Here is a 13,014-nt window from a genome sequence, read left to right on the forward strand (position 1 = left end):
GCGGGCCCGGCGAAGCGCCGAGCAGCGCGGGCCGTGCGGCCACCGCGAAGTAGGAGCACCCCGCCGTGCGGCCCGGCGCGGCGGGGACCGCTCCGGAAACCGAATCGCGACACAAGAAAATTGTCTGTGATTTGCCGATTTTTCCGACAAGGCGCGCGACTCGGTATAACGTCGGGTAACAACATGATGAAGCTCCGCGGGGCGTCTCCGGTCCAACCTCATCGGTGTGGTCGTTCCTCCCCAGGTCCCACCCAAGGAATGCGGACGGGACGCCCCGCGGCCTCCGTCACGGGGGGCCGACCTCGACATCGACGTCAGGGTCGGCCCCCCGTTGGCGCATGTCCGGCGTGCCGTTCCACCACCCCGGACATGATCGTCCGGACCGGGTATCCTGGTCCGGTTGTCCGCGTCCGGCCGGGTCCCCCCGGTCCGGCACGGCCACGACGCACGACCTCCTGCCACGGAAGGACCGTGGCCGCTTAGCCCACAGGAGGTGAGCACGTCTTGCGTCATTACGAAGTCATGGTGATCCTCGACTCCAGCCTCGAGGAGCGCACCGTCGCCCCGTCCCTCGACACGTACCTGAACGTGATCCGGACCGCGGGTGGCTCGGTGGAGAAGACCGACGTGTGGGGCCGCCGGCGCCTCGCGTACGAGATCAACAAGAAGGCCGAGGGCATCTACGCCGTCATCGACCTGCAGGCGACGCCTGCCGCGGTGGCTGAGCTGGACCGTCAGCTGCGACTCAACGAGTCGGTGCTGCGCACCAAGGTCATCCGGCCGGAGATGCGCTAGTCGCATCCCGACCCGGCACCCGGATCAGCCTCGTCGGCATTGTCGGACGGCTCTGAGAGCCTGTACGGCGAGACGATGAGTGCGCGAGGAGATGGTCATGGCAGGAGACACCACCATCACGGTCATCGGCAACCTGACCGATGACCCCGAGTTGCGATTCACCCCCTCCGGTGCGGCGGTCGCCAAGTTCCGGGTCGCTTCGACGCCCCGGTTCATGGACAAGGCGTCCGGCGAGTGGAAGGACGGCGAGCCGTTGTTCCTCTCGTGCACGGTGTGGCGGCAGGCAGCCGAGCACGTCGCGGAGTCGCTGCAGCGCGGCGCCCGCGTGATCGTGTCCGGCCGGCTGCGCCAGCGGTCCTACGAGACCCGCGAGGGTGAGAAGCGCACCGTCATCGAGCTGGAGGTCGACGAGATCGGCCCGTCGCTGCGCTACGCCACGGCCAAGGTGCAGAAGATGTCCCGCTCCGGCGGCGGTGGCGGCGGCTTCGGTGGCGGTGGTGGCCAGGGCGGCGGAGGCAACTTCGACGACCCCTGGGCCTCGGCCGCTCCGGCACCCTCGCGCGGTGGTTCGGGTGGCGGAAACTTCGACGAGGAGCCCCCGTTCTAATGGCGCCGAGCGCCCGCGATCGCAAACCAGGAGCACGAGCAATGGCCAAGGCTGCGGCACTGCGCAAGCCGAAGAAGAAGGTGAACCCGCTCGACAAGGACGGGATCACCTACATCGATTACAAGGACACCGCGCTGCTGCGCAAGTTCATCTCCGACCGCGGCAAGATCCGCGCTCGGCGGGTGACCGGCGTGACCTCGCAGCAGCAGCGGCAGATCGCCCGTGCGGTCAAGAACGCCCGTGAGATGGCGCTCCTGCCGTACACGGCGACGGCCCGCTGAGAGGAGGCACGGACATGAAGATCATCCTGACTCAGGAGGTGTCCGGCCTCGGTACCCCGGGCGACATCGTGGAGGTCAAGGACGGCTACGGCCGTAACTACCTGCTGCCGCAGGGCTTCGCGATCGCCTGGACCAAGGGCGCGGAGAAGCAGGTCACGCTCATCAAGCGGGCCCGGTCGGCCCGTGAGATCCGCGACCTCGGCCACGCCAACGAGGTCAAGGGCCAGCTGGCGGGCCTGAAGGTCACCCTGAAGGCCCGCGCCGGCGACGGCGGTCGGCTCTTCGGCTCGGTCACCCCGACCGAGGTCGTCGACGCCGTCAAGGCCGCCGGTGGCCCGACGCTCGACCGCCGCCGGCTGGAGCTGCCCGGTCACATCAAGTCGACCGGCTCCTACCCGGTACGGATCAAGCTGCACCCCGAGGTGACCGCCACGTTCGACCTCACCGTCGTCCAGGGCTGACACCTACCAGCACCAACGACAGGGCCCGCGCCGACCGGCGCGGGCCCTGTCGTTTCTCCAGCACCGGAGCGGTTTCCGTCGCGGGAAGGCGTTACGTGGGCCGGATGGCCGCCGTCAGCCGATCGGCTGACCGGTGACCGCGCTGATCATCACCGTCGACAGGCCCCCGCCGACGACCGCCGCCGCCAGCGCCACGGTGGCCGCACGCCAGGTCGTCCCGACCCGGCGCAGCAGCAACGCCACGACGAGGCTGCTGGCCAACGCCAACCCGAACCGCGGCATAGCCTCCACCAGCGAACCGAGCGCCCGCGACCGCGGTGAGTCGCACCCCCCGCCACTGATGTCCGTGACACACCCCGGCGGCGCAGACCCGTCCAGCGTCAACAGCCAGACGAAGATCACTATCGCCGGCAGGAGATAGCACGCCGCCGTGTAGAGCAGCGGCCGAAGTGGCCCACCCGGATCCGGATCGAGCAGGTCGTCCTCGATACGACGGGCCCACGGGCCAGTACCCACCGTCTCGATCCGGCGCCGGACCGACGCAATCGTGGCCGCGGGAGCGGCCGGCTGGGGCTCGACCCGCCGCCGCGGTGCCGTGCGCGGCCGGGGAGCCGTGTACGCGACGACCGGCGAGCGTGGAGCCGACGGCGGGGGGTCCATCCACCGGGGGTCGTCCCCGGCCAACCGGGTGCCCGACCAGAAACCCTCCTCCCGGTCGTCCCGCGTCGACCACGACCAACCACCGGTGCCGCCGTCCGAACGGGGCACCTCCGTCCGGTCCCACCGCGGCTCGGTGTACCGGTCCCACTGGCCGGTGCTGTCCGGCTGCTGCCACTGGGCGGTGTCGTCGGGCTGCTGCCACCGGCCCGGGGTGTCGGCGCGCCCCCAGCGGTCCACCTCGTCAACCGGCTGCCAGGCGTGCACGCCGGACGCGTCCCACGGGTCGACGGCGGGCCGGTACGACGACTCCTCCAGCTCCGCCGCGCGCCGCGCCTCCCGGTCCCAGGGATCCACCGCGGGCGGTGGCGTGGCCGACCGGCGGCTCCGCCGGCCCGGCCGCTCCGCGGACCACGCCGGCCCCGGCTCGGCCGGCTCCTCCGTCTCCTCGATGCCCGACCACACCACCTGAGGGCGGCGGGACGTCGCGCGCCTCGGCCGCGTCTGCCGACCCACGTCGGATACCGGCTCGTCGTCCGCCCGCCGGCTCCCCACGTACCCCTGCTCCTGTGGACGGTCGAAGGTCCACTCCCGGGTGTGGTCGGAATCCGGGGCGGCGCCGATCGCCGGCGTCTCCCGCCAGCTCGTCTCGGCGACGCGGCGCCAACCGCTCGTCGTCTCGGTGGCCTGCCAACCCCCCGTTGAACGGGGAGCGTCCAGCTCGTACCCGTCATCGTCGTCGTCCGGGGCCGCGTGCCGCCCGCCGCCGTCGGCGCGCCGAACGCCGGACTCCAGGGCCCAGCGCGGCAGGTACGCGTCGACCGGCTCCTGCTGGCCGCGCTCGATCGCACGTCGGCGGCTCGGGGTGCGGTAGTCACCGGAGCCCGACGCGTAGGGGTCGACCGGCCGGTCGGCGGGGTCGTCCCAGCGGGCGATCGAGCGTCGCCCGCGCGGACCATCCTCTCCGCGTCCCCAGTCCCGGTAACTCACGGCCGGAGCGTGACCCTTCTCAACCGAAAGCGCAATATCCGCTGTCCAGGTGTAGCCGATGGTGGAGATAGTACGGGACAAATGAGGCCGGAGTCTGGCCGAGATTTTGTCCTCCACAGGGTGGGGATGACATCTTCCCAGCTCACAGCCGTGTCGGGCCGAATTCCCCAACCGTTGTCCACAGCCTGTGCACACGCTGCGCACATGCTCGTCCACCGGTGTCCACAGGTTGTCCCGAGACTCGTCCACCGGCGCTGTTGAGCGGCTGACCCCGGGTTCCGTATGGTGACCACCCGGCCCACCGCACGATGACCCCCGATCGCACGGCAGGTCGGCAAGTTTTGTCGTACCGCGGCGGTAGAGCTGGGACGAGGATCCGACGGCGTGGAGGGGGGACCGTGTCGGTCACCGACGACATGCGGGCGGACCCGCGCTCCGGAGGGCAGCCGCCCGCACCGGCGCAGCGCGACGGCCAGTTCGACAAGACGCCACCGCAGGACATCGCCGCCGAGCAGTGCGTGCTGGGCGGCATGCTGCTCTCCAAGGACGCCATCGCCGACGTCGTCGAGATCCTGAAGAGCAACGACTTCTACCGGCCGATCCACGCCACGATCTTCGACACGATCCTGGAGATCTACGGCCGGGGCGAGCCCGCCGACTCGATCACCGTGGCGGCGGCCCTGGCCGACTCCGGCGACCTGGTCCGGATCGGCGGCGCGCCCTACCTGCACACCCTGATCGCCAGCGTGCCCACCGCGGCAAACGCCGCGTACTACGCGCGCATCGTCAGCGAGCGAGCCGTGCTCCGCCGGCTCGTCGAGGCCGGCACCCGCATCGTCCAGCTCGGCTACGGCACCGCCGCCGGCGGCAGCCGCGACGTCGACGACATCGTCGACCTCGCCCAGCAGGCCGTGTACGACGTGACCGAGCGGCGGGTCAGCGAGGACTTCGCCGTCCTCGCCGACATGCTCCAGCCGACCCTCGACGAGATCGAGGCGGTCGGCGCCCAGGGCGGCGTCATGACCGGCGTGCCCACCGGCTTCACCGATCTCGACCGCCTCCTCAACGGGCTGCACCCCGGGCAGCTCATCATCGTGGCGGGGAGGCCCGGTCTCGGAAAGGCACTCGCCCTCGACACCCCCCTGCCGACGCCGGACGGCTGGACCACCATGGGCGAGGTCAAGGTCGGTGACCGTTTGCTCGCCGCCGACGGCCGCCCGACCACCGTCACGGCCGCCTTCGACGTCATGTACGGCCGGCCCTGCTACGAGGTCGAGTTCTCCGACGGCTCGGTGATCGTCGCCGACGCCGACCACCTGTGGAAGACCACCCGGGCAAGCCGGCGACAGCCCGAGCAGCGACCCCGCCGGTACTGGTCGGAGTCGTCGTTGGCGATAGTGCGGGCGGCGCACACCACGATGGCCGCCGAACCGGACCGTCTGGTCACAGGGGCGCAGGCTCTGGCGTTGCTCGATCGGCCCGACACCACACCGGTACGCGTTGACGGCACGGTGACCACCGCCGAGATCGCGGCCACACTGGGCACGGCGGATCGGCGATTGAACCACTCTGTGGAGAACTGCCGGCCACTTCAACTTCCGGAACGGGACCTGCCGACTCCGCCATACACCCTCGGAGTCCACCTCAGCGACGGCCACGCCAAGGCCGCTACGGCGGACAAGCACATCCCTCGGAACTATCTGCGGGCGTCTGAGGCGCAGCGGCGCGAGCTGCTGGCCGGCCTGATGGACACGGACGGCACCGTCTCCCCGACCGGCAACCTGCAGTACACGTCCACCTCCCAGCGCCTCGCCGAGAATGTGCGCGAGCTGGTGGTCAGCCTCGGCTACCGCTGCACCGTCACGGCGAACTCCGTCCCGGGTCGCACGGCGGCAAGCTCGACCGCGTACACCCTGAATTTCTCCACCCCGGACCCGGTCTTCCGCATGGAGCGCAAGCGGGCGGCGCACGCGGCCCGCCGCCGGACCGCGTCGGACGTGCGGACGGCATCGCGCTACATCGTGAATGTCCGGCCGGTCCCCAGTGTGCCGGTGCGCTGCGTGACGGTCGACAACCCGGACCACCTGTACCTGGCTGGCCGAGCCATGATCCCTACGCACAACAGCACGGCGAGCATGGACTTCGCCCGCAACGCGGCTATCCGGACCAACCAGGCCTCGGCGATCTTCTCGCTGGAAATGAGCAAGGTCGAGATCGTCATGCGACTGCTCTCGGCCGAGGCCCGGGTGCCGCTGCACGTGCTGCGCAGTGGTCAGCTCTCCGACGACGACTGGACGAAGCTCGCCCGGTGCATGGGTGAGATCAGCGAGGCACCGCTCTTCGTCGACGACACGCCGAGCATGAACCTGATGGAGATCCGGGCGAAGGCGCGGCGGCTCAAGCAGAAGCACGACCTGAAGCTCATCGTCGTCGACTACCTCCAGCTGATGACCTCGCCGAAGCGCACCGAGAGCCGGCAGCAGGAGGTGGCCGACCTGTCGCGTGGCCTCAAGCTGCTCGCCAAGGAGGTCGAGTGCCCGGTCATCGCGGTCAGTCAGCTGAACCGTGGCCCGGAGCAACGCACCGACAAGCGCCCCCAGCTGTCCGATTTGCGTGAAAGTGGCTCGATTGAGCAGGATGCCGACGTTGTCATCCTTCTCCACCGCGACGACTACTACGACAAGGAGTCGCCGCGGGCCGGGGAGGCGGACTTCATAATCGCCAAGCATCGGAATGGTCCTACCGACACAGTGACGGTGGCGGCGCAGCTCCACCTGTCGCGCTTCGTGGACATGGCGATCGTGTGAGGCAGACAGGCGCGCGGCTGTCGGCGGCAGAGCGAACTGCGGCCGTTCGATCGGGCCTTGGCTGGGGAATCCCTCAGCAGCATCGCGCAGTCCTATGGGAATTTCCCGACAAGCGGTTCGGGGCTTTCCCGGCTCCGGCCGTCACATGGTGACAGTGTCGAGCCGGAGCGGGGTGGGGACATGACGACGGGCGGTGTACGTACCAGCGAGGATGCGGCGATGAGAGACGGCGACGAGGTGGCGTTCGGCGGCCTGGTGGAGCGGTACCGGCGGGAGTTGCGGGTGCACTGCGCCGACCTGCTGACAGCCTTCGGACTGCCCGCGCAGCTCACCTGAGCCCTCTTCGGCGAGCAGCCCACCCGTTAGCCGGGCAGGGGGAACCAGCCGGCGACCTCGCCGAGTTCGAGGCGGTCCCGGTCGGTGAGCGGGAGCCGCCCGGTGGCCTTGAGCAGGTACTCGTGATCGTCCCAGCCCGCCGGGCGGACGGCGTCGTCGCTGAGCAGCCCGTCCATGGTCGCCACCGCGACCCGGGTCGCCTCCGGGCCGGGCGGGGGTGCGGCGGGCAGGTCCACCACCAGGTCGAGGTGGTGGACGACGGCCTCGGTGGCGAGCGTCGCCAGCAGGTCGGGTACGCGCAGCACGTGACCCTGGGTGGTGACGCAGCCGGTGGGCTCCGCGGCGGCGGCCGCGCGGACGGCGGCGGGGGCGGTGTCGGTCCAGAGCCGGACCACGCCGCTGGGCCGTTCGAAGGCGGCGGCGGAGCGGCGGACCCACCAGGCGTGCCGGGAGCCGTCGCCGGGCGGGAACGTGTGCCAGTAGGTGACGTCGTCCACGTCGGGCGGGCCGTCGGCGGGGCTGGCGAGCGCGACGAGGGCACGCTGGGCGTCGCCGACGAGGTGCAGGAGCAGGTCGGCGACGAGCCAACCTCGGCAGCGGGTGGGCCGTTGCAGGTCGGCGTCGTCGAGGTCGGCGACGATCCGGGTGATCCCGTCGTACGCCTGCGCCAGCGCGATGTGCTGCTGCCGGTGGGACGTCATGGGACGCAGCGTCGCACGGGCCGCACGACCGCGCACGGGTGCGAGGAAGGGCGGTTCCCCGTCCTCACACCCGTGTGAAGCCGCTCGTCCGGCTCAGCCGAACATCTCGTCGAGGAAGCTCTTGTGCTTCTTGCGCCGGTAGTGGCCGTGGTAGCCGTGGTGCTGCTGCCCGTGGCCGCCGTACGCGGGGGCCGGCGGGTAGCCATGGGCGGGCGGGGGCGGTGGCGGCACCGCGCCGTAGCCGGGCTGGTGGGGAGCCGGGGCGGGCGGTGGCGGCGGCGGATAGCCGCCCTGCTGGTGGGCGGGCTGCCCGGGATGGGCGGGGGCGGGCGCGGCCTGCTGGCGGTTCCAGTTGGCCTCCGCCTCGAACAGCTTCTCCAGTTCGCCGCGGTCGAGGAAGATCCCCCGGCACTCGCCGCACTGGTCGATGACGACGCCGCTGCGCTCGTACTGGCGCATTTCTCCGTGACACTTGGGACAGGTGAGGCTCATCACCCGACCGTACCTGGTCGACTCACGCGGTCGTCTTCAGCGCGTCGATGACTTCGTCGTCGGAGACCTCGTGGAAGTCGTCGTAGTACGCGCTGACCGCCATGAACTCGGCCGGATGCTGCGGGCAGACGACCTGGTCGGCCTCGGCGGAGAGCATCTCGTACGCCTCCTGCGAGCCGACCGGCACGGCCACGATGACCCGGCGGGCGCCGAGGTGGCGGGCGACCTGGACGGCGGCGCGGGCGGTTGCCCCGGTGGCGAGACCGTCGTCGACGATCACAGCGGTGCGGTCGGTGAGGCCCAGCGGTGGCCGGCCGGCGCGGTAGAGGCGTTCGCGCCGTTCCAGCTCGGCCTGCTCGCGCTGGCGAACCTCGGCGATGTCCTCGGGGCTGAGCCGGCTCGCGACGATGTCGTTGAGCACCTGCACCCCACCGGGGCCGAGGGCGCCGAAGGCGACCTCCCGGGCCCAGGGCATGCCGAGCTTGCGGACGACGAGGACGTCGAGGGGAGCGCCGAGCCGCTGGGCGATCACCTCGGCCACGGGCACGCCGCCGCGTACCAGGCCGAGGACCATGACGTCCGGGTCGCCGACGAGGGCGGTGAGCCGGTCGGCGAGCATCCGTCCCGCTTCGGCCCGGTCTCGGTAGGTGGTCATCCCTCAGGTGTACGCCGTGTCGGCGTCCTCCGCCCGGTGGTTGGCCGATCTGGCCGAGCCCACCGGTTCCGCCGAGCCGACCGAGCCCACCGAGCCGACCGATCCCGCCGGGTGGGCAGAGTCGGCCGAGTCGGAACGGGCGAGCGCGGGCGCCCAGGCCAGGAAAGCCAGCGGGTAGAGCAGGTAGCCGAACCGGGTGGAGGGCATGAGCAGGATCGCGGCGAGCAGCCCGTACCCGCAGACGAGCGCCGTGTCGGCGGCGGTGCGGGGCGGTCGGCGGGCGAGCCGGACGGCGATCGCCAGCCCGGCGGCGAGCAGGAGCCCGACGGCGATCGCGCGGCCGGCCGGCAGCGTGGTGGCGACGAGGTGGCCGGGGAAGGGTGACTGCGCGGGGCTGGTGACCAGACCGTGGCCGAGCGGGAAGCGGAGCACGTTCTCCACCAGCGCGTCACGGTCGACGAGCAGCACGGGCAGGAGCGCGGCGACCGGCAGACCGACGGCGCTGGCGGCGACGCGGCGACCGGCCCGTCGGGTCGCACCCCAGATGATCAGTACGAGGGCGACGGGCCAGGCGAACAGCTTGAGAGCGCCGGCCAGACCGACGGCCACGCCGGCTCGGCCGGGCCGGTCGGCGGCGGCGAACGCGAGCGCGAGCAGGCAGAGCGCGAGAACGGGAAGGTCGTCGCCGCCGGTGGCGAGGGTGAGCGCGCAGACCGGCAGCACGGTGGCGGCCTGGACCGCGCGCAGCACGGCCGCGTCGGGTCCGCCCGGCTCGCCGGGGGTGCCGCTTCGCCGGAGGGTACGCACGGCGAGCGCGAGCGCCACGGCGGTGGCGAACGCGAACCACACCCGGGCGTCGGTCCACGCCGCGTCGACGGCGGCCCGGGGCAGGCCGAAGAGGGCCATGCCCGGCTGGTACGGGGTGTAGCCGAGCAACTGTTCCCCGGGCGGCAGTGCGGCGATCGCGTCGTGCCCGAGGTAGGGGGTTCCGGTGTCGACCAGGCGGCGCCCGGACTCCTCGACGACGATCACCTCCTCCTGTGCCCGGTCGGTCCGCCCGCCGGCCCGCTCGACGCTCTGGAGAACCACCGGGAGTAGGGCGGTCGTGGCCCAGGCGAACGTGGTGACCGCCCAGCGGGCGGGGAGATCGATCAGCGGCGAGGCCGGGTGGCGGCGCCGGATCAGGAGCTGGGCGGCGACAGCGAGGCTGGCGAGCAGGTAGCCGGCGGCGGCGACCGCGCCCCAGGCCCGGTGCGGCAGCAGCGTCGAGGTCAGCGCGGTGACCGCGGCGAACGCCGCCGAAACGGCGTACAGGGTCAGGTCGAGGGCGAGACCGGCGCCAGCGGTGTCGAGGGCGCGCCAGCCGCGGCGGCGGACGGTCGGGGCGGCGACGGTCACGCGGGCCAGTCTGGCAGACCGCGCGGTCGGGGATCAGGCCGGCTGGTTGCGGCCGCGGGTGGCGGACCGGCGGCTGGCCGGGAGGCGTACGACGGCACCGGCGTCGTGCAGCGGCGCCGCGAGTAGGCCGGGGCGGCCGCCGGAGCCGCGCCGCAGCGCCGCCAGCAGCGTGCCGGCGGGCATCGGCCGTGCGAAGAGGTGGCCCTGGCCGCCCGTGCAGCCCAGCTCCCACAGGGCGCGGCGCTGCGGTTCGTTCTCCACACCTTCGGCGATCACGGTCAGGTCGAGGCTGCGCCCGAGATCGAGCGTGGAGCGGATGACCGCGGCGGCTTCGGCGGAGCTCTCCATCTCGGTCACGAAGCTGCGGTCGATCTTCAGCTCGTGAACGGGGATGCGGGAGAGCAGCGAGAGCGACGAGTAACCGGTGCCGAAGTCGTCGAGGGCCAGCCGGACGCCTTCGTCGCGGAGCCGGCTGAGCACCCGGTCGACGACGTCGAGCTGGCTGAGGGTGAGCGTCTCGGTCAGTTCCAGCACCAGGCTGTCCGGTGGCAGGTCGTGGGCCCGCAGGCGGGCCGCCACCGAGCCGGGGAAGCGGGCGTCGAGGAGGCTGCGGGGCGACACGTTGACCGCCACCGGCACGTCGAACCCGGCGTCCCGCCAGGTCGCCGCGGCGACGAGCGCCTGGTCGAGGATCGCCTCGGCGAACGCGGGCAGCAGGCCGGAGCGCTCCACGGCCTCGAGGAAGCGCAGTGGGTCGATCATGCCGTGGGTCGGGTGGTGCCACCGGGCCAGCGCCTCCGCGCCGGTCACGGCGCCGGTGCCGAGGTCGACGATCGGCTGGAAGTTGACGGTGAACTCCTGGTCGGCCACGGCCCGGGGCAGGTCCCCGCCGAGGGTGAGCCGGGCGACGTCGGCGGTGTCCCGGTTCGGGGCGTACGTGGAGATGCGCTGGCCGGCCCGCTTCGCCTGGTACATCGCGACGTCGGCGCGGCGCAGCAGCTCGGCCATGCCGCCGGTCGCGGGTGCGGCGGCGATGCCGCCGCTCGCCTCGACGCTGATCCGCATGCCGTCGAGGTCGAACGGCTCGTGCAACGTGCTGAGCAGGGTCTCCGCGCGGTGCGCGGCCACCGCCGGGGCCGGCAGCCCCCGCAGGAGTACGGCGAACTCGTCGCCACCCAGCCTCGCCACCAGGTCGGTGGGCTGGGCGGCACCGCTCAGCCGCTCGGCGACCTGCACGAGCACCTGGTCCCCCGCGGCGTGCCCGAGCGTGTCGTTGACCTCCTTGAAGTGGTTCAGGTCGATCAGGACGAGAGCGGTCACCCCTTCGGCGTGCCGGGTGCTGAGCTGCTCGGTGCCCTGGTCGAGCAGGTGCCGGCGGTTCGCCAGCCCGGTCAGCGCGTCGTGCGTGGCCGCGTACGCGTGCTCGTCGGCGATCCGGGCCAGTTCCGCGTACGCCTGCGCGTTGCGCACCGCCGTGCAGAGCGCCGACGCGAAGGTGCGCAGCGTGTACTGCTCGCGTTCGGAGAGCTGCACCGGGCCGCGGAACCGCAGCCGCAGCGTCCCGACGCCGACGGCCCGGTCGTGACCCTCCAGGGGGGTGGTCAGCACGGTGCCGTCGACCGTGGTCGGCTCGGCGGCCGGCCCGTCGTAGGTGATCGTGCCGGCCCCGCCGCGTACCGTGCGGTCGCCCTCGCGCAGCTCGATCTCCACCTCGTCGGCGCTGAACAGCTCGGCGGCCTGCGTGACGGCGGTGGTGAGGACCTGGTCGAGATCGACGACGTTGAGCGCGTCGGTGGTGCGGGCGAGCCGCTGCCACGCCTGCTGCTCGGTGCGGGCCTTCACCCGGTTGGAGTAGAGCAGGTGCAGGCTGAGCACCAGTGGCGGCACGGCCAGGAGAAGTCGGTTGTCCATCCGGAGCGTCAGAACCGTGCCCACGACGACCAGGAGCCGCGCGAAGGAGTCAGTCAGCCGAAGATCCCAGTCCTGGTAGAACAGCGAGCTGAGCCGAGTGCCGGTCGCTATGGCGATCACCGGCAGGGTGATCAGTTCGTCGATCACCACTGCCGCCAGGTAGGCGATGGCGAGTGGTGCGATGACCGCGACAAGACCGTCGCCGCTGATGCTCTGGCCGGTGCCGTGCAGGACCAGGCCTGCCGCTGTGGCCACGATCATGTTCTTACCGACACCGAATACCGCTTTGAAGGGCGGTATCCGCGTCAGGGCGGTGCCGATCGCGACGCCGATGCCTGTCGACACCACCACGAGCGGGGTCGGTGCCAAGGCAAGGCCGATCATGATCGCAGTCTCGGTCCAGGCGATGTAGTGCTGTGTGGCACGTATGCGGATGCGAACCTTGACTGTGAAGCCCAGGGATATGAGGAAGACGAGAGCCGCCCCGACGATGGCCGTGTCCCGTACCGGATTCTGAACCAGAAGGGCTACCGAGACTGTTGCGGCCCCGGCAGCGAAGACGACGACGAGACCGACTAGCAGCCGTAGCCGCTGATCGGTCCCGGTCTGTCGATCTTGTGGAGCCACCCAACGTCCTCGCGTCGACACTGAGAGGGCCTACGCTCCGCAAGACTACTGTCATCGAGCCCCTTTAAGTAGGTGGCTCAGCCCCATTCGTGCGAGTTCATTTCGACCCCCAGCTGGTCTTAGTTGACGTTGGGGTCAGCTTAAGTGGCTTAGCGCCAGCTTTCGACCGATAAATGTCTTTATATGCAAAATGAGCCAATATGTCGACAGGCCGCTACGTTCCGTTCTTGACTGCTGACGCGATGCTTCCGTTCGCTCCGCAATCGCGGAGTCGCCTTGGGCCATATCTGTGTGTT

At 71.4% G+C, this 13,014-nt stretch carries 11 protein-coding genes; 5 read left to right on the forward strand and 6 right to left on the reverse strand.

What is annotated here, in order from left to right; genetic code table 11:
• Positions 1 to 504 precede the first annotated feature (504 nt).
• From rpsF to rplI, 4 genes are all read left to right on the forward strand, one after another.
• Complete coding sequence (rpsF, locus tag ACTMS0_RS04940) at positions 505 to 795, forward strand: 30S ribosomal protein S6 (protein ID WP_117668160.1); 291 nt, start codon at positions 505 to 507, stop codon at positions 793 to 795.
• Between the two features lie 79 nt (positions 796 to 874).
• Positions 875 to 1,402, forward strand: coding sequence for a single-stranded DNA-binding protein (locus ACTMS0_RS04945; protein ID WP_176731587.1), 528 nt, complete (start codon positions 875 to 877; stop codon positions 1,400 to 1,402).
• Positions 1,403 to 1,443: 41 nt separating this feature from the next.
• Complete coding sequence (gene rpsR / locus ACTMS0_RS04950) at positions 1,444 to 1,683, forward strand: 30S ribosomal protein S18 (protein ID WP_007073789.1); 240 nt, start codon at positions 1,444 to 1,446, stop codon at positions 1,681 to 1,683.
• Between the two features lie 14 nt (positions 1,684 to 1,697).
• A complete protein-coding gene (gene rplI / locus ACTMS0_RS04955) occupies positions 1,698 to 2,144 on the forward strand; it encodes a 50S ribosomal protein L9 (RefSeq protein ID WP_441153854.1) in 447 nt (148 codons plus the stop codon).
• Positions 2,145 to 2,258: 114 nt separating this feature from the next.
• On the opposite strand, the gene ACTMS0_RS04960 is transcribed toward rplI, so the two are convergent.
• Positions 2,259 to 3,791 carry a hypothetical protein gene (locus ACTMS0_RS04960; protein WP_441153855.1) on the reverse strand — a complete coding sequence of 511 codons (1,533 nt, stop codon included), beginning with the start codon at positions 3,789 to 3,791 and terminating at the stop codon, positions 2,259 to 2,261.
• A gap of 398 nt (positions 3,792 to 4,189) precedes the next feature.
• Between ACTMS0_RS04960 and dnaB the strand changes: the two genes are divergently transcribed.
• Complete coding sequence (dnaB, locus tag ACTMS0_RS04965) at positions 4,190 to 6,598, forward strand: replicative DNA helicase (protein WP_441153856.1); 2,409 nt, start codon at positions 4,190 to 4,192, stop codon at positions 6,596 to 6,598.
• A gap of 362 nt (positions 6,599 to 6,960) precedes the next feature.
• Here the strand turns inward: dnaB and ACTMS0_RS04970 are convergent, their stop codons facing one another.
• The 5 genes from ACTMS0_RS04970 to ACTMS0_RS04990 form a co-directional block, all read right to left on the reverse strand.
• The gene (locus ACTMS0_RS04970; protein ID WP_441153857.1) at positions 6,961 to 7,635 is read right to left on the reverse strand and encodes a maleylpyruvate isomerase N-terminal domain-containing protein; all 675 of its coding nucleotides are present in this window, start codon (positions 7,633 to 7,635) and stop codon (positions 6,961 to 6,963) included.
• Between the two features lie 93 nt (positions 7,636 to 7,728).
• Positions 7,729 to 8,130 (reverse strand): zf-TFIIB domain-containing protein, encoded by a 402-nt coding sequence (locus tag ACTMS0_RS04975; protein ID WP_441153858.1) that lies wholly within the window; start codon positions 8,128 to 8,130, stop codon positions 7,729 to 7,731.
• 19 nt (positions 8,131 to 8,149) lie between these two features.
• Complete coding sequence (locus ACTMS0_RS04980) at positions 8,150 to 8,782, reverse strand: phosphoribosyltransferase (RefSeq protein WP_441153859.1); 633 nt, start codon at positions 8,780 to 8,782, stop codon at positions 8,150 to 8,152.
• Between the two features lie 3 nt (positions 8,783 to 8,785).
• Entirely contained in the window at positions 8,786 to 10,180 is a 1,395-nt protein-coding gene (locus ACTMS0_RS04985; protein WP_441153860.1) for a glycosyltransferase 87 family protein, read from the reverse strand.
• Positions 10,181 to 10,213: 33 nt separating this feature from the next.
• Complete coding sequence (locus tag ACTMS0_RS04990; RefSeq protein WP_441153861.1) at positions 10,214 to 12,718, reverse strand: putative bifunctional diguanylate cyclase/phosphodiesterase; 2,505 nt, start codon at positions 12,716 to 12,718, stop codon at positions 10,214 to 10,216.
• Between the last annotated feature and the right edge of the window lie 296 nt (positions 12,719 to 13,014).

Origin of the sequence: Micromonospora sp. H33, assembly GCF_052068455.1 — a bacterium.
Classification (GTDB): domain Bacteria; phylum Actinomycetota; class Actinomycetes; order Mycobacteriales; family Micromonosporaceae; genus Micromonospora.

Bases quoted from the DNA above. Each gene is read 5' to 3' on its own strand.
- ACTMS0_RS04980 (WP_441153859.1), bottom strand. From the start codon at position 8,782: ATGACCACCTACCGAGACCGGGCCGAAGCGGGACGGATGCTCGCCGAC.
- ACTMS0_RS04970 (WP_441153857.1), bottom strand. From the start codon at position 7,635: ATGACGTCCCACCGGCAGCAGCACATCGCGCTGGCGCAGGCGTACGAC.
- rpsR (WP_007073789.1), top strand. From the start codon at position 1,444: ATGGCCAAGGCTGCGGCACTGCGCAAGCCGAAGAAGAAGGTGAACCCG.
- rplI (WP_441153854.1), top strand. From the start codon at position 1,698: ATGAAGATCATCCTGACTCAGGAGGTGTCCGGCCTCGGTACCCCGGGC.